16 protein-coding genes and 5 tRNA genes are annotated in these 22,770 nt (G+C 57.9%); 14 read left to right on the top strand and 7 right to left on the bottom strand.

Annotated features, from left to right (window positions below; all coding sequences use genetic code 11):
• Positions 1 to 400: 400 nt before the first annotated feature.
• The gene (pbpG, locus tag KGA82_RS15150) at positions 401 to 1,339 is read right to left on the bottom strand and encodes a D-alanyl-D-alanine endopeptidase (RefSeq protein ID WP_223451030.1); all 939 of its coding nucleotides are present in this window, start codon (positions 1,337 to 1,339) and stop codon (positions 401 to 403) included.
• 416 nt (positions 1,340 to 1,755) lie between these two features.
• Here pbpG and KGA82_RS15145 point away from each other — a divergent pair, with 416 nt between their 5' ends.
• On the top strand, positions 1,756 to 3,090 hold the full coding sequence (locus KGA82_RS15145) for an O-antigen ligase family protein (protein WP_223451028.1): 1,335 nt from the start codon (positions 1,756 to 1,758) through the stop codon (positions 3,088 to 3,090).
• A gap of 120 nt (positions 3,091 to 3,210) precedes the next feature.
• Here KGA82_RS15145 and folD read toward each other — a convergent pair whose 3' ends face one another.
• Positions 3,211 to 4,065: a bifunctional methylenetetrahydrofolate dehydrogenase/methenyltetrahydrofolate cyclohydrolase FolD gene (gene folD, locus KGA82_RS15140; protein WP_008034109.1), complete on the bottom strand. Its 855-nt coding sequence runs from the start codon at positions 4,063 to 4,065 to the stop codon at positions 3,211 to 3,213.
• 275 nt (positions 4,066 to 4,340) lie between these two features.
• Here folD and KGA82_RS15135 point away from each other — a divergent pair.
• The 12 genes from KGA82_RS15135 (at position 4,341) to KGA82_RS15080 (ending at position 14,803) form a co-directional block, all read left to right on the top strand.
• Positions 4,341 to 4,417 (top strand) — tRNA-Arg (locus tag KGA82_RS15135).
• A 32-nt stretch (positions 4,418 to 4,449) separates the two neighbouring features.
• Positions 4,450 to 4,525 (top strand) — tRNA-His (locus tag KGA82_RS15130).
• A gap of 54 nt (positions 4,526 to 4,579) precedes the next feature.
• A tRNA-Leu gene (locus KGA82_RS15125) sits at positions 4,580 to 4,664 on the top strand.
• A gap of 77 nt (positions 4,665 to 4,741) precedes the next feature.
• A tRNA-His gene (locus KGA82_RS15120) sits at positions 4,742 to 4,817 on the top strand.
• A gap of 402 nt (positions 4,818 to 5,219) precedes the next feature.
• The gene (gene tig / locus KGA82_RS15115) at positions 5,220 to 6,530 is read left to right on the top strand and encodes a trigger factor (protein WP_032832734.1); all 1,311 of its coding nucleotides are present in this window, start codon (positions 5,220 to 5,222) and stop codon (positions 6,528 to 6,530) included.
• Positions 6,531 to 6,623: 93 nt separating this feature from the next.
• Positions 6,624 to 7,259 (top strand): ATP-dependent Clp endopeptidase proteolytic subunit ClpP, encoded by a 636-nt coding sequence (gene clpP / locus KGA82_RS15110; RefSeq protein WP_008034105.1) that lies wholly within the window; start codon positions 6,624 to 6,626, stop codon positions 7,257 to 7,259.
• Between the two features lie 112 nt (positions 7,260 to 7,371).
• The gene (clpX, locus tag KGA82_RS15105; protein WP_007946893.1) at positions 7,372 to 8,655 is read left to right on the top strand and encodes an ATP-dependent Clp protease ATP-binding subunit ClpX; all 1,284 of its coding nucleotides are present in this window, start codon (positions 7,372 to 7,374) and stop codon (positions 8,653 to 8,655) included.
• Positions 8,656 to 8,817: 162 nt separating this feature from the next.
• Positions 8,818 to 11,214, top strand: a complete 2,397-nt coding sequence (gene lon / locus KGA82_RS15100) for an endopeptidase La (protein ID WP_008034103.1) — start codon at positions 8,818 to 8,820, stop codon at positions 11,212 to 11,214.
• A gap of 147 nt (positions 11,215 to 11,361) precedes the next feature.
• Positions 11,362 to 11,634, top strand: a complete 273-nt coding sequence (locus KGA82_RS15095; RefSeq protein ID WP_002552737.1) for an HU family DNA-binding protein — start codon at positions 11,362 to 11,364, stop codon at positions 11,632 to 11,634.
• Between the two features lie 53 nt (positions 11,635 to 11,687).
• Positions 11,688 to 11,765 (top strand) — tRNA-Leu (locus KGA82_RS15090).
• Between the two features lie 102 nt (positions 11,766 to 11,867).
• Positions 11,868 to 13,739 carry a SurA N-terminal domain-containing protein gene (locus tag KGA82_RS15085; protein ID WP_223451027.1) on the top strand — a complete coding sequence of 624 codons (1,872 nt, stop codon included), beginning with the start codon at positions 11,868 to 11,870 and terminating at the stop codon, positions 13,737 to 13,739.
• Between the two features lie 230 nt (positions 13,740 to 13,969).
• Entirely contained in the window at positions 13,970 to 14,803 is an 834-nt protein-coding gene (locus KGA82_RS15080) for a DUF2242 domain-containing protein (RefSeq protein WP_207285965.1), read from the top strand.
• 349 nt (positions 14,804 to 15,152) lie between these two features.
• Here KGA82_RS15080 and KGA82_RS15075 read toward each other — a convergent pair whose 3' ends face one another.
• On the bottom strand, positions 15,153 to 16,193 hold the full coding sequence (locus tag KGA82_RS15075; RefSeq protein WP_223451026.1) for an AraC family transcriptional regulator: 1,041 nt from the start codon (positions 16,191 to 16,193) through the stop codon (positions 15,153 to 15,155).
• 3 nt (positions 16,194 to 16,196) lie between these two features.
• Complete coding sequence (locus KGA82_RS15070) at positions 16,197 to 17,327, bottom strand: carbon-nitrogen hydrolase family protein (protein ID WP_223451025.1); 1,131 nt, start codon at positions 17,325 to 17,327, stop codon at positions 16,197 to 16,199.
• 264 nt (positions 17,328 to 17,591) lie between these two features.
• On the opposite strand from KGA82_RS15070, the gene KGA82_RS15065 reads away from it, so the two are divergent.
• Positions 17,592 to 18,599: an Ldh family oxidoreductase gene (locus KGA82_RS15065; protein WP_223451024.1), complete on the top strand. Its 1,008-nt coding sequence runs from the start codon at positions 17,592 to 17,594 to the stop codon at positions 18,597 to 18,599.
• Between the two features lie 39 nt (positions 18,600 to 18,638).
• Here KGA82_RS15065 and KGA82_RS15060 read toward each other — a convergent pair whose 3' ends face one another.
• From KGA82_RS15060 to KGA82_RS15050, 3 genes are all read right to left on the bottom strand, one after another.
• Complete coding sequence (locus tag KGA82_RS15060) at positions 18,639 to 20,219, bottom strand: aldehyde dehydrogenase (NADP(+)) (RefSeq protein ID WP_223451022.1); 1,581 nt, start codon at positions 20,217 to 20,219, stop codon at positions 18,639 to 18,641.
• A 137-nt stretch (positions 20,220 to 20,356) separates the two neighbouring features.
• A complete protein-coding gene (abaF, locus tag KGA82_RS15055) occupies positions 20,357 to 21,754 on the bottom strand; it encodes a fosfomycin efflux MFS transporter AbaF (protein WP_223451020.1) in 1,398 nt (465 codons plus the stop codon).
• A 71-nt stretch (positions 21,755 to 21,825) separates the two neighbouring features.
• Entirely contained in the window at positions 21,826 to 22,743 is a 918-nt protein-coding gene (locus KGA82_RS15050; RefSeq protein WP_008042630.1) for a dihydrodipicolinate synthase family protein, read from the bottom strand.
• Positions 22,744 to 22,770 lie beyond the last annotated feature (27 nt).

Raw genomic sequence — 22,770 nt, 5'->3', positions numbered from 1 at the left:
CAACGATAACGCGGGCTGTCTGAATGAACGCGTTGTCCGGTCGTTTTTCGCGGGCAAGCCTCGCTCCTACAGGGAATCGCGTTTGCTTTTGATTTCCACCACTCATCAGGCCGAGCGTTAGCTCGCCTTCCGCTTTTGATCTGAGCGCCCCCTCGAGAGGCCGAGTGGAGGTTCTGCGTAGTGGGCAACCCGGCATGGATGCCGGGTTAGCCGCCCCCGGCCAGGGATGGCCGATGGCGGCGGGCCCACGGAGCAGGACCGGAGCGAGGGCATGCCGAGCCTAGGCGAGGCACTGAACGAAAGGGGCAAGAGCGCTTGGTTACTTGGGGCTTTTCCAAGTGACTCGCCGTAAGGGCGAAACCATAAGCCGCCGTTACCGAAGAAACGGATATATCCCCAACTACTTCGAAGCCTCAACCACACCACTCTGACGGTGCTTGAGGTTCTTCTCCGACTTGTACTGCAAGGCCTCAGACGGAACATTGGCGCCCTTGCCGGTCTCGACCCAGTTGCGAATACGACTGGCATCGGCGAAGTGCGTGTACTTGCCGAACGCATCGAGAATCACCAGCGCCACCGGACGATTACCCATGCTGGTCACCAGCACCAGGCAGTGACCCGCTTCGTTGGTGAAACCGGTTTTGGTCAACTTGATGTCCCAGTTCGGCTTGCCGACCAGATGGTCGGTGTTGCGAAAACCCAAGCTGTAATTGGGCTTGCGGAACGAGACGGTTTTTTCCTTGGTGGTGCTCAACTCGGTCAATAACGGGTACTTGTGCGCCGCGATCAGCAATTTGCTCAGGTCACGTGCGGTAGAGACGTTACGAGGGGAGAGGCCAGTCGGTTCGACGAAGTGGGTGCTGGTCATGCCCAACGCCTTGGCCTTGGCGTTCATCGCGGCAATGAATGCGACATAGCCGCCCGGATAGTGGTGGGCCAGGCTCGCGGCTGCGCGGTTTTCCGAGGACATCAGCGCGATCAGCAGCATTTCCCTGCGCGGCAATTCGCTTTTGAGTTTCACCCGGGAAAACACGCCTTTCATTTCTGGCGTATCGCTGATGTTGATATTGATGTACTCGTCCATGTTCTGCCTGGCTTCGACCACGACAAGACCCGTCATCAATTTGCTGACGGAGGCGATAGGGACAACCACATCGGGGTTGCTGGCATAGATGACTTTGTTGGTCTGCATATCCAGCAGCAAAGAGCTGCCGGAAGCCAGCTTGAGTTGTTTCGTATCTCGAGGTGCCGCGGTGGTTTCAGCAGCATTGACCGCTGGCGTGATGAACGTCCCTGTAAGTGCAAAAAATAGGCTCAGGATGGAAAGGGGGATTTTCACGCTGGCAGACTCATAAAGTGTGGATTAGCCGTTTTGTAACGGGTTGTTTCTTTAAAAACGACGCATTTTAGAAGTATGTGCCAGGAAAGCCATAGGTGCCCGCAAACAAAGGGCGGAAAGTGAAAGATATTTAATGCTGTACCCATTTTGTACCCCTCAGCCCCTCCCTGCGTGTGGAATCTGACCGGCCGTCGATAGATTAAGCCGCTGGGCGGATACAGCCGACCTGCCGCTCCATGCTGCCTACAATCCAGCCACGCTGCACGCTGATGTACCGGTCAACAATGAAACATTCGGTTTCAATGACCTGGCAAAAGTTGAGAGTGATCAGGCGGTTGGCGCAAAGGCTACTGCACTTGGGCGCTGGACCCATTTCCGTCTGGTTAACAGATCGTTGGTGTCCGGGATCCCCCTATATGCATAAAAAAAGTGTACTTCCGGTCGTAGCGGCGCTGGTCGCTTTTTTGTCGGTATCAACCATGCTTCGCCTTCCGGGTCTGCCAGTGGGGATTGCGGAGGTGATGGTTTTCATCGCAGCGTTTGCCCTGGTTCGGCGAAGTGGTTTTCTGCAGAAATTGAAGCATCCTCTCATGCTGTTTTGGGCGGCCTTCATTGTCACGGCGCTCATCGGCTACTTCACGGGCTCCGTGCGTGGTGAAGGATCGATACACACCGGAGTTGCTTATGTCTACGCGGCCTGTTTCACGCTGCTGGTGCTGACTTACGTCAGCGATTTGAGCGCGTTCGAGTTCCAGCGATTTATCAGGGCGATCGTTACCATCCCCATTCTGTTGCTATCCATTCCTTTATTGGTTTTTCTGATTGGCAGCGTTTCGATCTCCGATCTCTTGGAGATCAATACTCAGTATTACCCCTCTCGCGTGGCCGCATGGTCAATGAATCCTAACCAGCTCGCCCTGTTTTTACTCCCGGTGCCGATCTGGCTGGCGGCTATTTCTCAGCGTACTCATTGGCAAGGATGGCGATTTTTCAAGAAGTTTGCGTTTCTCTGGCTTTTTTTCTTTTTGGGATTTTGCGTCAGAAGCGATGCGCTACTCCTTGCCTGGTGTATCGGAATCCCGTTGCTGACTTTGTTGTCCTGGTGCTGGCTGAAAAATATCAATTGGAGGTTTTTTGCGACAATGATCGCGGCGTTTGTGCTCGCGTTTGCTTTTTTCAAGTTTTTATTTGATGGGCCAGGCGTGCAAATTCTCGAGGCGCTCAGGATAGATGTATCGAAATTTGTGGGGGCGAGCGGTTCGGTCGGGGAGGGCTCTCGAGCGCCTTTCGCGTTTGGCAGGTCAGACTCCACGTTTGGTATCGGGCTGGATCCAAACAAGGGCGGCGTGCGTAAAACCTTGTGGATTCATGCGTTCGAAGTGTGGAAGTTGTCGCCGGTGTTTGGCCATGGACCTGGCGCATTTTCTTATCTGGATACACCGAGCAAACGATTCGAGGCGCATAACTTGTTGTTTGACTTGCTTACGCAAGTGGGTGTCGTAGGCGTTGTACTCTTTGGTGTCTTGTACCTTTGGTTGGTGATCGGCGCGATCAAGGCTCGTGATCCCTTTTCAATAACACTGCTCTTCGTTTTGATGGTTTTTTCTGGTGCGCATTTCATGCTTCGACAGCCGGTCTTCATGCTGTATATGGTGATTTGTGCCGTGGTCATAAAAAATCGGCTCTTCGATCAGATGAGTGACTCGACGGATAAAACCAAGGTGCTTGAATCGGAATCGCCGGGCCCTTGAGGATTTCGCCAGAGGCGTAAAACTCTGGGGGGATAGACGGATTGCCGTGCGCAGGATTGCAGGCAAAAAAAACCCCGCCATTGGCGGGGTTCCTTTTTTCGATTAACACAAATCGAACACTCAGCTGTGCAGCGTTTCCGCTGCGTACAGCGTGTTTTCCAGCAGGCAGGCGCGGGTCATCGGGCCGACGCCGCCCGGTACTGGAGTGATCCAGCCAGCGCGGGGCAGGGCGGTTTCATAGATCACGTCGCCGACCAGTTTGCCGTCTTCCTGACGGTTGATGCCGACGTCGATCACGATCGCGCCTTCCTTGATCCACTCACCCTTGACCAGGCCCGGCTTGCCGGCGGCGACCACCACCAGATCGGCGCGACCGACGTGGCCTGCCAGATCCTTGGTGAAGCGGTGGGTGACGGTCACGGTGCAACCGGCCAGCAGCAATTCCATCGCCATCGGTCGCCCGACAATGTTGGAGGCGCCGACGACCACTGCGTCCATCCCGTAAAGATCGGCCCCGGTGCTTTCCAGCAGGGTCATGATCCCTTTGGGCGTGCAAGGGCGCAGCAGCGGAATGCGCTGGGCCAGACGACCGACGTTATAAGGATGGAAGCCGTCGACGTCTTTGTCCGGACGAATGCGTTCCAGCAATTTGGACGCGTCCAGGTGTTCAGGCAACGGAAGCTGAAGCAGAACGCCGTCGATTGCCGGGTCGTCGTTCAGGCGATCGATCAGGGCGGTCAGCGCTTCTTGAGTGGTTTCGGAAGGCAGGTCGTAGGCTTGGGAAATGAAGCCGACCTCTTCACAGTCTTTACGCTTGTGCGAGACATAAACCTGAGAGGCAGGATCGCTGCCGACCAGGATCACCGCTAGACCGGGAGTGCGCAGGCCTTGCTGGCGACGCTCGGTAACGCGTTTGGCGATCTGCTGGCGCAGGCTGGCGGCGATCGATTTGCCGTCGATTAGTTGTGCAGTCATTGCGCGTGATTAACCATCGAGAGGGGAAAAAAAGAGAACGCATTCTCGCATGTCATGAGGTGAGGGCAAAGGCGCTTGGTCTGCAAATTCCTCTAACCCCTTTAATTAAATGAATTTTTTTTAAAAAGGATTTGACGCCCTACGGGGGGCTCTATACTATTCGTCGCACTTGTCGGGCACAGCCTAGCACTGGTTAAGAAGGTCGAGTGGAATTACGATTCTGCAAGGCTGGAAAGCACTTAGTTTGTAGTCCTTCAAGGGTACAGATTAACAAGGCGCCCGTAGCTCAGCTGGATAGAGCATCCGCCTTCTAAGCGGATGGTCGCAGGTTCGAGTCCTGCCGGGTGCGCCATTAGGCAGCTTTGGCACAAGTAACGCGATATGGTGGGCGTAGCTCAGTTGGTAGAGCACGGGATTGTGACTCCCGTTGTCGTGGGTTCGATCCCCATCGTCCACCCCATATTTCGAAAGGCGCCAGATTAACAGTCTGGCGCCTTTGCTTTAACGGCTACATGCGGATGTGGTGGAATTGGTAGACACACTGGATTTAGGTTCCAGCGCCGCGAGGCGTAAGAGTTCGAGTCTCTTCATCCGCACCAAATAAAGCTTCATTCAGGCCGCTGGCCTGGCTGGAGCTCAACGAAGAAGTTGTTTGGCTTCTTTGTTACGCAATATGGTGGGCGTAGCTCAGTTGGTAGAGCACGGGATTGTGACTCCCGTTGTCGTGGGTTCGATCCCCATCGTCCACCCCATATTCCGAAAGGCGCCAGATTTAACAGTCTGGCGCCTTTTTTGTTTTAGTGGTTTGAGTGTTTCGCGACCGCAGGTTCTGGGTCGCAGGCGCAGGGCGTTTCGTCGTATTTTTGTTTCTCGATGATGCCGTGCTGCTCGCCGGTCTTGCTCGCGAGATCGGCTGTCAGGGGGATGCCTGGCAATCGCTTCTATATATAGAAGGGTTGGCGCAGAGCCCTGGCATGATTGGCTGTATTTGCCACCGGGGCGAGATGCATTCATGCATTCGCACCTATAAATTGCCTGCTGCGTTGTTACCCGTTTTCAGTAGGGTGACTTCTTGAGTTTGACCTACTAGAATGCATGCCCTTGATTCTGGGGTCGGAAACGGCCGGCCAACGTCTGTGCAACGAGGAATATCCATGCAAGTTTCTGTTGAAAATACTTCTGCTCTTGAGCGCCGCATGAGCATCACCGTGCCGGCTGAGCGCATCGAGACTCAGGTCAACAAGCGTCTGCAGCAGACCGCCCAAAAGGCCAAGATCGCTGGTTTCCGTCCAGGCAAAGTGCCGATGAGCGAAATCAAGCGCCGTTTTGGTGCTGATGCACGTCAGGAAGCTGTCGGCGACGTCATCCAGTCCTCTTTCTACGAAGCCGTAGTTGAGCAAAAGCTGAACCCGGCTGGCGCTCCTTCGATCGAGCCGAAATCCCTGGAAGCTGGCAAAGACCTGGAATACGTCGCGATTTTCGAAGTGTTCCCTGAGTTCACCGTTGCCGGTTTCGAAGGCATCACCGTTGAGCGCCTGAGCGCTGACGTGGCTGACGCCGATCTGGACAAAATGCTGGACGTGCTGCGCAAGCAGAACACCCGTTTCGAAGTGGCCGATCGCGCCGCTCAGAACGACGACCAACTGAACATCGATTTCGTCGGCAAGGTTGACGGTGAAGTGTTCGCTGGCGGTTCCGCCAAAGGCACTCAGCTGGTTCTGGGTTCCGGCCGCATGATCCCGGGTTTCGAAGACGGTCTGGTTGGCGCTAAAGCCGGCGAAGAGCGCGTTCTGAACCTGACCTTCCCAGCTGACTATCAGAACCTGGACCTGGCGGGCAAAACCGCTGAGTTCACCGTGACTGTGAACACTGTTTCCGAGCCAAAACTGCCTGAGCTGAACGAAGAGTTCTTCGCTCAATTCGGCATCAAGGAAACCGGTCTGGAAGGCTTCCGCGCCGAAGTTCGCAAGAACATGGAGCGTGAACTGCGTCAGGCAATCAAATCCAAGGTCAAGAATCAGGTAATGGACGGTCTGCTGGCCACCAACCCGATCGAAGTGCCAAAGGCTCTGCTGTCCAACGAAGTTGACCGTCTGCGCGTGCAGGCTGTTCAGCAGTTCGGCGGCAACATCAAGCCTGACCAACTGCCGGCCGAGCTGTTCGAAGAGCAAGCCAAGCGTCGCGTTGTTCTGGGTCTGATCGTGGCTGAAGTGGTCAAGCAATTCGACCTCAAGCCTGACGAAGCCCGCGTTCGCGAAATGATCCAGGAAATGGCTTCGGCCTACCAAGAGCCTGAGCAGGTTGTGTCCTGGTACTACAAGAACGAGCAGCAACTGAACGAAGTCCGTTCGGTTGTGCTGGAAGAGCAAGTTGTGGATACTGTTCTGCAGAAAGCTAGCGTGACCGACAAATCGGTCTCTTACGAAGAAGCGGTCAAGCCGGTAGAAGCTCCACAAGCCGACTGATCTTTTCTGCGGTAAGAAGCACACACCATAAGCCAGCCTTCGTGCTGGCTTATGCGTATTCAAGACATAACTATTTGGGAGTGACTGCAGAGCATGTTCCGTAATTCGTATATTCAGCAGAACTCTGATATCCAGGCCGCAGGCGGCCTGGTCCCGATGGTTGTCGAGCAGTCTGCTCGTGGCGAGCGCGCCTACGACATTTACTCGCGTCTTCTCAAGGAGCGGGTGATCTTTCTGGTGGGTCCGGTAGAGGACTACATGGCCAACCTGATTTGTGCGCAGCTGCTGTTCCTTGAAGCGGAAAACCCGGACAAGGACATCCATCTCTATATCAACTCCCCGGGCGGTTCGGTGACGGCGGGCATGTCGATCTACGACACCATGCAGTTCATCAAGCCTAACGTGTCGACCACCTGTATCGGTCAGGCCTGCAGCATGGGCGCATTCCTGCTGACCGCCGGTGCTCCTGGCAAGCGTTACTGCCTGCCGAACTCACGCGTGATGATTCACCAGCCACTGGGCGGTTTCCAGGGGCAGGCTTCGGATATCGAAATCCATGCCAAGGAAATCCTCTTCATTCGTGAGCGTCTCAACACGCTGATGGCCAAGCACAGCGGGCGCACGCTTGAAGAGATCGAGCGCGATACCAACCGCGACAATTTCATGAGTGCAGAAGCCGCGCGTGAATACGGGTTGATCGATGAAGTGATCACCCAGCGCCCCGCTTAATATAAGCAGCTCAAAATAAGGCGGGTCGGCTGGTCCGATCACCAGCGGGCTTGAAAAAGCCCGCAATAGCCTTCATCTTGTGTTGCAAGCCTATCGGATTTGGATCGAACGAATGACTGACACCCGCAACGGCGAGGACAACGGCAAGCTGCTCTATTGCTCCTTCTGTGGCAAAAGCCAGCATGAAGTGCGCAAATTGATTGCCGGCCCCTCGGTCTTTATCTGCGACGAGTGCGTCGACCTGTGCAATGACATCATCCGAGAGGAGGTGCAGGAAGCCCAGGCGGAAAGCAGCGCGCATAAATTGCCTTCGCCTAAAGAAATCAGCGGCATCCTTGATCAGTACGTGATTGGTCAGGAGCGTGCAAAAAAGGTTCTGGCTGTAGCGGTGTACAACCACTACAAACGCCTGAACCAGCGTGACAAAAAGAATGACGACGTCGAACTCGGCAAGAGCAACATCCTGCTGATCGGCCCGACAGGCTCGGGTAAAACCCTGCTTGCCGAAACACTGGCCCGCTTGTTGAACGTTCCGTTCACCATCGCCGACGCAACCACCCTCACCGAGGCGGGTTATGTGGGTGAAGATGTCGAGAACATCATTCAGAAGCTGCTGCAGAAGTGCGATTACGACGTAGAAAAAGCCCAGATGGGCATTGTCTACATCGATGAGATCGACAAGATCTCGCGCAAGTCTGACAACCCGTCGATCACCCGGGACGTTTCCGGTGAAGGCGTGCAGCAGGCCCTGCTCAAGCTGATCGAAGGTACGGTCGCTTCCGTTCCGCCTCAAGGTGGTCGCAAGCATCCGCAGCAGGAATTCCTTCAGGTTGACACCCGTAACATCCTGTTCATCTGCGGCGGCGCATTCTCTGGTCTGGAAAAGGTTATTCAAAACCGTTCCACCAAGGGCGGCATCGGTTTCAACGCAGAAGTGCGCAGCAAGGAAGAAGGCAAGAAAGTCGGTGAATCCCTGCGTGAAGTCGAGCCTGACGATCTGGTCAAGTTCGGTCTGATCCCGGAATTCGTCGGTCGTCTGCCGGTTCTTGCCACGCTGGACGAGCTTGATGAGGCTGCATTGATGCAGATCCTCACCGAGCCGAAAAATGCTCTGACCAAACAGTATGCCAAGCTGTTCGAGATGGAAGGCGTGGACCTGGAATTCCGGGCCGACGCACTCAAATCGGTCGCCAAACGTGCCCTGGAACGCAAGACCGGTGCCCGTGGACTGCGCTCGATTCTCGAAGGTGTATTGCTCGACACTATGTATGAGATCCCCTCGCAGTCCGAGGTGAGTAAAGTAGTGATCGATGAAAGCGTTATAGAAGGCAAGTCCAAGCCACTGTATATCTACGAAAACAGTGAGCCGGCTGCCAAGGCTGCGCCAGACGCTTAAGCGTCACGCAGCTGGAATAAAGAAGGGGCCTTCGGGCCCCTTTTCTTTTAAAGCATTTTTAACGTCCTCTTTGCGCTTGTTTTTTTTCAAGGCAGCCCCCATCTTGGTTTCAAGCTTACTTCCATCTGTTTACGGCCTTATGGCCGCCGTAGAGGCGAAATCATGAAGACAACCATCGAATTGCCTCTCCTGCCATTGCGTGATGTTGTGGTTTATCCGCACATGGTTATCCCGCTGTTCGTGGGGCGCGAGAAATCCATCGAAGCCCTCGAGGCAGCGATGACGGGCGACAAGCAGATCCTTCTGCTGGCCCAGAGAAACCCTGCTGACGACGATCCCGGTGAAGAAGCACTTTATCGCGTAGGTACGATCGCTACCGTTCTGCAGTTGCTCAAGTTGCCTGACGGCACGGTCAAGGTTCTGGTCGAAGGTGAGCAGCGCGGCGCCGTGGAGCGCTTCAGCGAAGTGGACGGCCACTGCCGTGCCGAAGTCTCCTTGATCGATGAAGTCGATGCGCCTGAGCGCGAGTCGGAAGTGTTTGTCCGCAGCTTGCTGGCTCAGTTCGAACAATATGTGCAGCTGGGCAAGAAAGTCCCCGCTGAAGTCCTGTCGTCGCTCAACAGCATCGACGAGCCAGGCCGCCTGGTCGATACCATGGCCGCGCACATGGCCCTGAAGATCGAGCAGAAGCAGGAAATTCTCGAAATCATCGATTTGTCGGCCCGGGTCGAGCACGTCCTGGCGTTGCTGGATGCCGAGATCGATCTGCTGCAAGTCGAAAAACGCATTCGCGGTCGCGTCAAAAAACAAATGGAGCGCAGCCAGCGCGAGTACTACCTGAATGAGCAGATGAAGGCCATTCAGAAAGAACTCGGCGACAGCGATGAAGGCCACAACGAAATCGAAGAGCTGAAAAAGCGCATCGATGCCGCCGGCCTGCCGAAAGACGCCTTGGCCAAGGCCCAGGCCGAACTGAACAAGCTGAAGCAAATGTCGCCAATGTCCGCGGAAGCGACCGTGGTGCGTTCGTACATCGACTGGCTGGTTCAGGTGCCGTGGAAGGCTCAGAGCAAAGTGCGTCTGGACCTGGCGCGTGCAGAAGACATCCTCGACGCCGACCACTACGGTCTGGAAGAAGTCAAAGAACGCATCCTCGAATACCTCGCCGTGCAAAAACGCGTGAAGAAGATTCGTGGCCCGGTGTTGTGCCTTGTCGGTCCTCCTGGTGTGGGTAAAACCTCGCTGGCGGAGTCGATTGCTCACGCCACCAACCGTAAATTCGTGCGCATGGCCCTCGGCGGTGTACGCGATGAAGCGGAAATTCGTGGTCATCGCCGGACTTATATCGGTTCGATGCCAGGTAGATTGATTCAAAAGATGACAAAAGTGGGCGTCCGCAACCCGCTGTTCCTGCTCGATGAAATCGACAAAATGGGCAGCGACATGCGTGGCGATCCAGCATCGGCGTTGCTGGAAGTGCTCGATCCGGAGCAGAACCACAACTTCAACGATCACTATCTGGAAGTCGATTACGACCTGTCCGATGTGATGTTCCTGTGCACCTCGAACTCGATGAATATTCCGCCGGCGCTGCTCGACCGGATGGAAGTGATTCGTCTGCCGGGTTACACCGAAGACGAGAAAATCAACATCGCCGTCAAGTACCTTTCGCCGAAGCAGATTACTGCCAACGGTTTGAAGAAAGGCGAGCTGGAATTCGACGCCGAAGCGATCCGCGACATCATCCGCTACTACACCCGCGAAGCCGGTGTACGTGGGCTGGAGCGCCAGATTGCCAAGGTTTGCCGCAAGGCGGTCAAAGAGCATGCACTGGAAAAACGCTTCTCGGTGAAGGTCACTGCCGACATGCTGGAGCACTTCCTGGGCGTGCGTAAATTCCGCTACGGCCTGGCTGAATCGCAGGATCAGATCGGTCAGGTGACCGGCCTGGCATGGACTCAGGTGGGCGGCGAATTGCTGACCATCGAAGCCGCTGTCGTACCGGGCAAAGGCCAGTTGATCAAGACCGGTTCGCTGGGTGACGTGATGGTCGAATCGATCACCGCTGCCTTGACCGTTGTCCGCAGCCGCGCGAAGAGCCTGGGCATTCCCCTGGACTTCCACGAGAAGCGTGACACGCACATCCATATGCCGGAAGGGGCGACCCCGAAGGACGGCCCTAGCGCCGGTGTAGGCATGTGCACGGCCCTGGTGTCGGCGTTGACCGGGATCCCGGTGCGCGCTGACGTGGCCATGACGGGTGAAATCACCTTGCGCGGTCAAGTGCTGGCGATTGGCGGTCTGAAAGAAAAACTGCTTGCTGCCCACCGTGGCGGGATCAAGACGGTGATCATTCCTGAAGAGAACGTACGCGATCTGAAGGAAATTCCTGACAATATCAAGCAAGATCTGCAGATTAAACCGGTTAAATGGATTGACGAGGTCCTGCAAATTGCGCTGCAATACGCGCCGGAGCCCTTGCCCGATGTAGCTCCGGAGATAGTTGCAAAGGATGAAAAACGCGAGTCTGACTCTAAGGAAAGAATTAGCACGCATTAGTACGCATTTGCCTGGAGGGCTTGTTGACAGCTTTTTAGAGCCCTTGTTATAAAGCGGCTCTTAAGTGTCTGTAGGCCATTCAGCACTCGTTTTTGCTTTCACCAAAAAACTTAGAATCATACTCAAATAGATATAAGGGGACTTAGAGTGAACAAGTCGGAACTGATTGATGCTATCGCTGCATCCGCTGATATCCCGAAAGCTGCTGCTGGCCGTGCGCTGGACGCTGTAATCGAATCCGTCACTGGCGCTCTCAAGGCTGGCGACTCTGTTGTTCTGGTTGGTTTCGGTACTTTCTCCGTGACTGATCGTCCAGCTCGCATTGGTCGTAACCCACAGACCGGTAAGACACTGGAAATCGCAGCAGCCAAAAAACCAGGTTTCAAAGCCGGTAAAGCACTGAAAGAAGCTGTCAACTAAGTTCGATTCAGGTTTTTGCCTATCCGGGTCGGGGTCATGCCTGACCTGGCAGCGGAGCGGTAGTCCAGTCGGCAAGTTGCCGGTCCGAGACACCGAGGGTCGCAAGTTCGAACCCTTGGTCCGCTCCGCCAGTTACGAGAAGGCGCATCCTCGGATGCGCCTTTCTTCTATCCGGATTCTACCCACGCTCCACGGTTGCCTAATTTTGAAGTTCAACCGTTTCTGGGGGACGCATGCTGCAGAATATCAGGGACAATTCACAAGGCTGGATTGCCAAGACCATTATCGGGGTCATCGTTGCACTGATGGCTTTGACCGGTTTCGACGCCATTTTTCAGGCCACCACCCATCGTAACGATGCGGCCAAGGTCAACGGCGAAGAAATCAGCCAGAACGAGCTGAGCCAGGCGGTCGATATGCAACGCCGTCAACTCATGCAACAGCTGGGCAAGGATTTCGATGCTTCCTTGCTCGACGAAAAAATGCTGCGCGAATCGGCCCTCAAAGGCTTGATCGACCGCAAGCTGCTGCTGCAAGGCGCAGAAAACTCGAAATTCGCTTTTTCCGAAGCGGCTTTGGACCAAGTGATCCTGCAAACCCCTGAGTTCCAGGTGGACGGCAAGTTCAGCTCCGAGCGTTTCGATCAGGTTATTCGTCAGCTCGGCTACAGCCGCATGCAATTCCGCCAGATGCTGGCTCAGGAAATGCTGATCGGCCAACTGCGCGCAGGCCTGGCTGGCAGCGGTTTTGTTACCGACGCACAGGTGCTGGCCTTCGCCCGTCTGGAAAAACAGACCCGCGATTTCGCTACCCTGAACGTCAAGGCTGACCCGGCGGCAGTGAAGCTGACCGACGATGAGGTCAAGGCCTATTACGACGAACACGCCAAGGAATTCATGACGCCGGATCAGGTGATCATCGATTACCTCGAGTTGAAGAAGTCTTCCTTCTTTGATCAGGTCGCGGTGAAAGACGAAGACCTGCAAGCGGCGTATCAGAAAGAAATCGCCAACCTGTCCGAGCAACGTCGGGCGGCGCACATTCTGATCGAAGTGAACGGCAAGGTGACCGAGGCGCAAGCCAAGGCCAAGATCGAAGAAGTTCAGGCCCGTCTGGCCAAAGGCGAGAAGTTCGAGGCCCTGGCCAAGGAATTCTCCCAGGATCCAGGTTCGGCGAACAACGGTGGTGACCTCGGTTACGCAGGCCCTGGCGTCTACGATCCAGCGTTCGAAACTGCGCTGTATGCGTTGGCCAAGGACCAGGTTTCGGCCCCGGTTCGTACTGATTTCGGCTTCCACCTGATCAAGCTGTTGGGTGTCGAGGCGCCGGAAGTTCCGACCTTCGCCAGCCTGAAAGACAAGCTGACCCGCGAGCTGAAAACCCAGCAGGTCGAGCAGCGTTTCGTCGAGGCGACCAAGCAACTGGAAGACTCGTCGTTCGAATCTTCCGATCTGGCCCAGCCGGCACAGGACCTGAAACTGACCGTTCACACCTCCAAGCCGTTCGGCCGGGAAGGTGGCGACGGCGTTGCAGCCAACCGTGCGGTGATCGCTGCCGCGTTCAGTCCTGAAGTGCTGGATGAGGGTGCCAACAGCACCGCCATCGAACTCGATCCGGAAACCGTGATCGTGTTGCGTGCCAAGGAACACCTGAAGCCTGCGCAACTGCCTCTGGAAAGCGTGTCTGCCGCCATCCGTGGGCAATTGGCCAAGGAGCACGCCAGTGCTGCCGCCAAGACCAAGGCTGATGAGCTGATTGCCGGCCTGCGCGAAGGCAAGACGCCGCTGGACAAGGCGATTGATGGTCAGAGCTGGAAAGTCACCGCTGCGGCGAATCGCGCTCAGGAAGGGATTGACCCGACTGTGCTGCAAGCGTTGTTCCGCATGCCGAAGCCGGTTGCCAAAGACAAACCGACCTTCAGCAGCGTGACCCTGGCTGATGGTAGCCTGGTGATCGTGCGTCTGAACGGCGTCAACGAAGCCGCTGCGCCGACCGACGAAGAGAAGGCTCAATACCGTCGCTTCCTCGCCTCGCGTATTGGCCAGCAAGACTTTGCGGCCTACCGCAAGCAGCTGGAAGCCGAAGCGGACATCAAGCGTTTCTGATGCCTGACTGAGTTTCCCGCGACACAAAAACCCCGGCCAAACCGCCGGGGTTTTTTGTGGGCACAGAAAAAGCGGGCAGGGACTGTCCGTCGGCTGAGGTTTTTCCGGGCGACTTTTTCCTGTAAATGGCAGTCATTACACTTGTAACTGTTTCAAGACACTAATCGATGCGACGCTAAGCATCGATCTGTTGCACAATACGCCCCGGACCGTTTTTCTCAGGATGTTCAATGTTTAAATCATTTCCCGTGCGGGTTGTTGGGCTGGCGTTGGTGCTGGCCGTCGCGGCCGGTTGCTCTTCGAAAAAAGCCCCGATCTATGAGCATGAGAACTTCGACGACTCCGGAACCTTTTCGCGCAATTACCCGGTCACCGATGCGCAATCCTGCGAAGCCGCCCGTCGCGCGTTGCTCAGCCAGGGTTACATCATCACCAGCAACGACCCGAAGCTGATCAGTGGTCACAAGAGCTTCCAGCAGACTGGCGAGACCCACATGGAGATCAGCTTCAGTGTGGTCTGTGCCGATGATGGCAGCGAAGGCCATCACGCGACCATGTTCGCCAACGCCTTGCAGGATCGCTATGCGCTGAAGAAGACCAACAACTCCGCGAGCCTCGGTGTCGGTGTGTTGGGTTCGGTATCGATGCCGATCGGCTCGTCCGACGACTCGATGGTCAAGGTCGCCAGCGAAACCGTCTCGTCGGCTAAGTTCTACGAGCGTTTCTTCGCCCTGGTCGAATTGTTCCTGCCGCCGGAAGCGAAAAAAGCCGCGCACATCGTCGAAAAGCCGAAAACCGATCTGGGCGTGCCTGAAGCCAAGGCCGCACCGGCGCCTGAGCCGGCCTCTGCCGCTCAATCAGCTCCAGCTCCCGCTCCGGCAGCTGAGCCTGCGCCGGCACCTGCTGCGGAACCGGTTGCACCGCCACCTGAGCCTGCACCGGTTGCACCGGTCGAGAACGCTGAATCGGCGGCACCGTCGACGGAAAACGTCACGCCACCGGCGCAATCGAATTTACCTCCTCCGAGCGAACCGATTCCTGCCATGCCTGTGACCAGCCAATAATCGGTGACTGACGTTCCGGGATCGGCTCGCAGCCTGTCGATCCCGGAATCGTGTTCAAGTTTGATCCGCGTCAACCCAGGCCACATTCCGATGGCCTGTATCGAAAAATCCTGTGATAAATTCCTGACCACCTGCTACGTTTTATTCAGTAGCGACGGAGTGTCGTGCCTGCGTCATTTTTCTTTCACGCGGGCACTTTATGCTCAAGGTGCAGGTCATTTATTCAAGCGTTTTTTCAATGAGCGATGGGGGATTCAAAATGGACGATTATCAAGAAGAGCTGCTCGAGTTCCAGGCCTTTGAACTGGACCCGCTGGAACCGGCCGAAGACGCTACCGAGCTGTAAGCGTCAGGCCGACTGGCGGTGACTGCGGCGAAACTCGCCGGGTGTCTGACCGCTCCAGCGTTTGAAAGCACGTTGAAACGCTTCGGCTGAGGCAAAGCCCAGCAGGTAGGCGATTTCACCGAACGCCAGTTCGGTGTCACGAATGTAGGTCATGGCCAGGTCGCGACGAGTGTCGTTGAGAATTGCACGAAACTGCGTGCCTTCCTCGGTGAGTTTGCGGCGCAAGGTCCAGGTAGGCAGCTTCAGGCGTGCCGCCACTTCTTCCAGGTCGGGTTCCCGGCCACCATTGAGCAACGGCCCCAGTAACTGAATGATGCGTTCACGCAGGCTGCGGGTGCGTGTCAGTTGTTCCAGTTCCCGTTCACACAATTGCAGCAGGTGTCGCCACGTACTCGGGCAGTGCATCGGGTTGCGCTGAGCGAGGCTGGCCAGACTCAGGCGCAGTTGGTTCTGCTCGGCGCCAAACTGGATCGGGCAATCCCCCAGCACCGCATAAGCGTCCCGGTAATCCGGCTCGTCGAACTCGATCTCGATGCGCTCAGCGCTCAAGGGAACAGGGCTGACGCTGGACAATTGTTGCAACCAGCCGGCGATGATCGAATCCACCACGAAGCGGTTATAGGCGTTGTAAGGACTGATGGAATAGAACCGCAGCCACGCGCCTTGGGCATCTTCGTGGAAGCTCGATTGACCGCGATAGTTGGAGCCGTACAAGGCTTCGAAGCGAATCAGGCAACGTGCCGCTTCGCGTACTGTCGGTGCCTGCGCGGCGGTAACCCCGGCGAGGCCGGCCTGGCTCAGGCGGCTGAGCTGGCCCATGCGTAAACCCAGTGCCGGGTCGGCGGTCAGTTGGATGGCGCTGTGGCCCAGGCGCATGTAGCGCGGGATCGACAGCCGGGCGCAGGCTTCGCCAAGCCGGGCGGGGTCCAGGCCATACTGGTCGAGCAGGGGCTGAGGATCGATGCCGTGACTGCGCACCGCGTCGGCCAGGCTGTGAACAAAGCCCACCGACAGATCGCCCAGACGCATCGGCAACGGTTTCATGGTTTACAACCAAAGGTTCAGCAAGCGCGCGCCACGGAAGTTTCCACCGGCGAAATGCTGTCCGTTGCTGCTGAGAAAACTTTGCCCTGCGCTGCCCTGATCCCAGAACTGCCCGCGCAGGAACACGCTCATGCCGGCGATGGCCTGGCTGGCGGGCGGTTGAGCGGTCAGCGTCAGGCGATGCCAGGCTTGACCCTCGCTCAGTTCGCCAGCCTTGAGGCTGACGGAATCGGGCGTCGACAGACCCTTGTAGCCGCGCCATGGCTTGTCCCAGGCGCCGCGACCGATGACGAACGCCGGGACCGCGACCAGCTGCGCGCCCTGATCGTCGAGTTGGCGGTAGTTGTCCGGGTACCAGCTGTCGCTGCCGATCAACACGCCCAGGCGTCCGGCCGGGGTGTCGACGACATTGAGCGTGTGTTCGCCATTGGCCTGGATCACATCGCTTTCATCGACGATCGGGTGCATCTGGCGCTGTGGCTGGCCAATCGGCAGCCCGTCGCGGCCGAACACCACGCTGCTGTTGTACAGCGCACCGCGGCCGATTTTCAGCGTGCCGTCGATGATGCTCGGCTCGGGCAGCACGATGGAGCCCGCCACGAGCGTCACGTGAAATTCCTTTGCCAGCCCACCAAACAGGGCCTGGTAATCCTTGGCCATGCTCTTGGCTTTCATGCGCAGGTGCGCATCGTCGAGGCGGTTGTCACCCTTGGCGCCGATCAGCGCGCGGATGAACTTCAACGGGTTGCTCACCGCCAGCCAGTTCATGGCTTCCTTGAGCGTGGTGGCTTGATACAACTCGTCTTTCTCGCCGCTGACCATCAGCCAGGTGCCGACATGTTCGGGCAGCACGACGATGGTTTTTTCATTCAGCAGCCCCTGTTCCTGGGCTTTCTGCAAATAAGCCGCGAGTTTGCGGTGCAAGCGGTCGGTGCTTTGGTAGTCGGTGGGAAACAGTTCGGGCTGGATACCCAGCAGGTTGCCACGATCGGCAGGCGTTCCCTGATCGATGGCGAGATCGATGCGCAAGTCCGACAGGTAATGACCCGCCGGACGATCCGCGGCCCACATGGCGTAGGTCGTCAGGGCGGCAATCAATGCCATGGAGAAAGTCAGGTACAGAAGTTTGCGCATGGGAAAACAGTTAGTGGCCGTGTGCAGGGTTCAAGTTTGGCGTTCAGGATGGGGGACGAGGCTACGGTAAAACAACGCGTTGAGGGGCGGTTTTTTTGATTTTTTTGCGGTTTTGCAGCGAATGATGGCCGACGATGCCGAACCAATGCAAAGACGCATCGCAATGATCCATATGTGCCGAATTCGTCATGGCGTCGGCCTAAAGCGATCAAGCCGTGACGGCTGGAACGGGTCAGGCTGGACGGTCTGTTCAAGGAGATGATTATGATCCGTCTGTCCCTGGCCGAAGCTCGCGAGCTGGCCGAATCGATCTTGCTGCACAACGGTTTCAACCTTGCCCACGCTCAGGCGGTGACAGCCACAGTGATTGCCGGCGAGCGCGATGGCTGCGCCTCCCATGGTTTGTATCGGATCCTGGGCTGCGTCAATTCACTCAGGGCAGGCAAAGTGGCGGCCGATGCCGAGCCGCAGGTCATTGATCAAGCGCCTTCGATCGTGCGCGTGGACGCGGCGGGTGGTTTTTCACAATTGGCGTTCCAGGCGGGGCTGCCGTTGTTGGCGCAGAAAGCCCGGGCGAACGGTATCGCTGCGCTGGCAATCAATCGCTGCGTACATTTTTCTGCGCTGTGGGTTGAGATCGAGCAACTGACGGCGGCCGGCCTCGTGGCATTGGCCTGCAATCCCAGTCATGCCTGGGTGGCGCCAGCGGGCGGCAGCCAGCCGGTGTTCGGCACCAATCCCATTGCGTTCGGCTGGCCACGCTCGGGCAAGGATCCGTTTGTGTTCGACTTCGCCACCAGCGCGATTGCCCGTGGCGATATCGAGTTGCACCGGCGTGCCGGCAAAGCGCTTCCCGCGGGCTGGGGTGTGGACGCGCAGGGCCAGCCCAGCACCGATGCCAACGTGGTGCTCGATGCGGGTGCGATGCTGACGTTCGGTGGGCACAAAGGCTCGGCGCTGGCGGCCATGGTGGAGCTGATCGCGGGGCCGTTGATCGGCGACCTGACCAGCGCTGAGTCACTGGCTTACGACGCCGGCAGCAAGTCGTCGCCGTACCACGGCGAGTTGATCATTGCCCTTGATCCACGACGTTTTCTCGGTGAAGCCACCGAGCAGCATCTGGCCCGTGCCGAGGTCTTGTTTGAGAGTATTGAAGGGCAGGGCGCACGGTTGCCCTCGCAACGGCGCTATGAGGCGCGAGCGCGTAGCCTGGTGGAGGGCGTCGAGATTCCCGAGGCGTTGTACAACGATCTGAAAGCGCTGCTGGGATGAGTGAGAGCGTGCGCCACCGGTAAACCGGTGGCGCTTTTTTTACAGGGGCGTGCGTTGACTGCTGCCATCGACCAGGCGAGCGATGCCCAGCGGGTTGGCATTTTTCAGCGGGTCGGGCAGAAGCGCGTCGGGACAGTTCTGATAGCACACAGGGCGCAGGAAACGCTCGATGGCGAGGCTGCCGACCGAGGTGCCGCGCGCATCTGAGGTGGCCGGATAAGGCCCGCCATGCACCATCGCATCGCAGACTTCGACGCCGGTCGGGTAACCGTTGAACAACACCCGGCCAACTTTTTGCTCCAGCAGCGGTAACAGCCCGGGGTGATTTTGCAGGTCGCCGGCTTCAGCAATCAGCGTGGCCGTGAGTTGCCCGTGCAAGTGCTGAAGTGCCCGTTGCAGTTCGGCTTTGTCGGCCACTTCCACCAACACTGTCGCCGGACCGAACACTTCTTCTTGCAACAGCGGGTCGCCATCGAACAACAGACTCACGTCAGCCTTGAACAGTTGCGGCTGCGCCTGTGTGCCCTGTTGATCGCGACCGGCCAGGTGAGTGATGTTCGGGTGCGCGTGCAACGCCTGCACACCGTTGGCGTAGCTGTCGAGCGTGCCGAAGTTGAGCATGGTCTGCCCCGGTTGCCCGTCCATCACGGCGCTCAGCGATTGGGTGAAGGCGCTGAACGCTGGTGAGCGAATACCGATCACCAGTCCCGGGTTTGTGCAGAACTGGCCACAGCCGAGCACCACGGAGGCGGCGAGTTCGCTGGCAATTTTCTCGCCCCGCACTTGCAGTGCTTCGGGCAATACCAGCACTGGATTGATGCTGCTCATTTCGGCGAACACGGGAATCGGCTGCGCTCGTGCCGCGGCCATGTCGCACAGCGCGCGGCCACCCTTGAGTGACCCCGTGAAACCGACCGCCTGAATCGCCGGATGTTTGACCAGGGTTTCGCCCACGCCAGAACCGTAGATCATGTTGAACACACCCTTGGGCATGTCAGTCTGCTCGGCGGCACGGATGATCGCGTCGGCCACGAGTTCGGCCGTCGCCATATGCCCGCTGTGGGCCTTGAACACCACCGGGCAACCGGCGGCCAGGGCGGCAGCGGTATCGCCACCGGCGGTTGAGAATGCCAGCGGGAAATTGCTCGCACCGAACACCGCGACCGGGCCGACGCCGATCCGGTATTGGCGCAAATCAGCTCGTGGTAGTGGCTGACGCTCGGGCAGGGCCCGGTCGATGCGTGCCGCATAAAAATCGCCACGGCGCAGGACTTGCGCAAACAGGCGCATCTGGCTGCTGGTGCGCGTGCGCTCACCCAGAATGCGTCCGTTCGGCAGCGCCGTCTCGCGGGTCACCAGAGCGATGAAATCATCGTCCAGTGCCTCCAGTTGCGTGGCGATGGCTTCGAGAAACTCCGCACGGCGAATAGCCGACAACGTGCGAAAGGTCGGGTAGGCGGCTGCGGCAGCCTGGGCGGCGGCGTCGACTTCTTCGTTGGTGGCCTGCATGAACGCGTAGGGCAGCGCTTCACCGGTAGTGGCGTCGTGGCTGCGCACGGTGATCTTGCCAGCGGCACTGCTTGCACCGCCGATGTAGTTGTGGCCGATGATCTGGGGCATGAAAAGCTCCTGTCGGAATGTTGGGGACTGGATCTGTAGGAGCGAAGCTTGCTCGCGAAGGCGGTAATACATTCAACAGAGATGTCAGCTGACACATCGTCTTCGCGAGCAAGCTTCGCTCCTACAGGTCTGCGGCGTCAGGCCAAGGAATCGCTGCGGCGTGCGGCCACCGGTTCGGCGTCGTTCAGGGCGGCGATGCGCGCGGCAGATTCGCTGTCCACCAGGTGCAACGACTTGCCACGCGTCTCACGGGTCAGGCCGACCGCAATGATGGAGATCAGCGACGCGCCGACCAGGTAAAACGCGATCGGTGTCGAGCTGTGGTACTTGTTGAGCAAGGTGATCGCAATCAGCGGAGCGAGGGAGCCGGCGAAGATCGGCGCCACCTGATAGCACAGGGACAACGCGGTGTAGCGCACGTGGGTCGGGAACATTTCCGCCATCAGCGCGGAGTAGGGCGCGTAGGTCATCGACTCGATGGCCAGGCCCAGGGTGATGGCCGCCATGATCAGCCAGTTGTTGCCGGTGTCCATCATCGGGAAGCCGATGAAACCCCAGAACGCCGTGAGGATCGCGCCGGTCAGGTACACCGGTTTTCGCCCGACCAGGTCAGACAGATAACCCATCAACGGAATCATGAAGAAATGCAGCAGGTGCGCGCCGAACATCAGCAGCAGAATTTCGGACGTGTCCTTGTGCACCACCAGTTTCAGATAGGTAATCGAGAACGTCACGACGGTGTAGTAGAGGATGTTTTCGGCAAACCGCGCGCCAATACCGACCAGTACCGAACGCCAGTGGTGACGCAGCACTTCGACCACGCCCAGTTGCTGTTGCTTGGTCTGCGCCTGACGGGCCTGGGCTTCCTTGAAAATCGGCGCGTCATCGACGCTGGTGCGAATCCAGTAGCCGATCAGTACCACGAAGGCCGAGAACCAGAACGCCACGCGCCAGCCCCAGGCGAGGAATTGCTCCTCCGACAGGTTCGACGACAACAGTAGCAGCGCAACCGTCGCCACCAGGTTGCCGGCCGGCACACCGGCTTGCGGCCAACTGGCCCAGAAACCTCGGCGATTGTCCGGGCAATGCTCGGACACCAGTAGAATCGCACCGCCCCATTCGCCGCCAAACGCGAAACCCTGGATCAGCCGCAGCAGCACCAGCAACACTGGTGCGGCATAGCCGATCTGGTTGAAACCGGGCAGGCAACCCATCAAGAAGGTGGTGATACCGACCACCACCAGGCTCAGTTGCAGCAGGCGCTTGCGGCCGTACTTGTCGCCGTAGTGACCGAACACCAGGCCACCCAACGGGCGGGCGAGAAAGCCCACGGCGTACAGGGCGAAAGCGGCGATGATGCCATCGATGGGGCTGTCGGTCTGGCGGAAGAACAACTGGCCGAAGACCAGTGCCGACGCGGTGCCATAAAGGAAGAATTCATACCATTCGGCGACTGTGCCGGCCATGGCGGCGGCCACGACGCGCTTGAGTCCCGAAGGTGTGGTTGCGCGGTGAACGTGTTGAGCGTTGGGCATGCTGGCGTTTCCTGTAGGGGCGCAAAAACAGGTAGCCGGGCCGGGGCCGCAAAGCCCCGCCCGGCAATCACTCAGAGACCGACGTCCGGCAAGTGCGGACGGTTGGCCAGGGCCTTGGCCATGATCTGCTCGACGAAGAGCCGATCTTCTTCCGGCAGGGCCAGGCGTGGCGGACGGGTCAGCGCACTGCCGCGACCGGCGATGGCTTCGCACAGCTTGATGCACTGCACCAGGTCGGCGCGGGCGTCGAGGTGCAGGATCGGCATCAGCCATTCGTAGATCGGCATGGCTTCGGCATAACGTCCGGCCTTGGCCAGGCGGAAGATGGTTTCGCCTTCTTTCGGGAACACGTTGGACATGCCCGACACCCAGCCTTCAGCACCCACGGCGAGGCTTTCCAGCACCACATCGTCGAGGCCGGCGAACAACACAAAACGGTCACCCACTTCGTTGCGGATGTCGATGAAGCGGCGGGTGTCGCCAGAGGAATCCTTGAAGCACACCACGTTGTCGCAGTCGGCCAGGGCAATCAGGATGTCCGGGGTCACGTCGTTTTTGTAGATCGGCGGGTTGTTGTAGACCATCAACGGCACGTCGGCGTTTTTCGCCACGTAGCGGTAATGCTCGGCCGTTTCGAACGGCTTGGAACCGTAGACCAGCGCCGGCATCAGCATCACGCCATCGACACCGACCTTGCGCACGGCGTTGGCGACCTTGGCCGCTTGCACACTGGTGAATTCGGCCACACCGCAAATCACGGGCACACGGCCGCGCGAGGCATCGACCGCGACTTCGGTCACGGCGATTTTTTCTTCAGCGGTCAGCGAAGTGTTCTCGCCGACCGAGCCGCAAACCACCAGGCCCGACACGCCGTCGCGGATCACGTTGGAAATCACCTGATGGGTTTTATCCAGGTTGATCGAGAAGTCATCGTTGAATTGAGTGGTCACCGCGGGGAAGACGCCACTCCAGTTAATTCGCTTGCTCATTGTTGCCTCCGGGTTGTTTATTGTATT

Origin of the sequence: Pseudomonas sp. BF-RE-22, assembly GCF_019956155.1 — a bacterium.
Lineage (GTDB): Bacteria > Pseudomonadota > Gammaproteobacteria > Pseudomonadales > Pseudomonadaceae > Aquipseudomonas > Aquipseudomonas migulae.
Note: the sequence above shows the minus strand (reverse complement) of the source record. Positions and strands in the feature narration are given on the sequence as shown.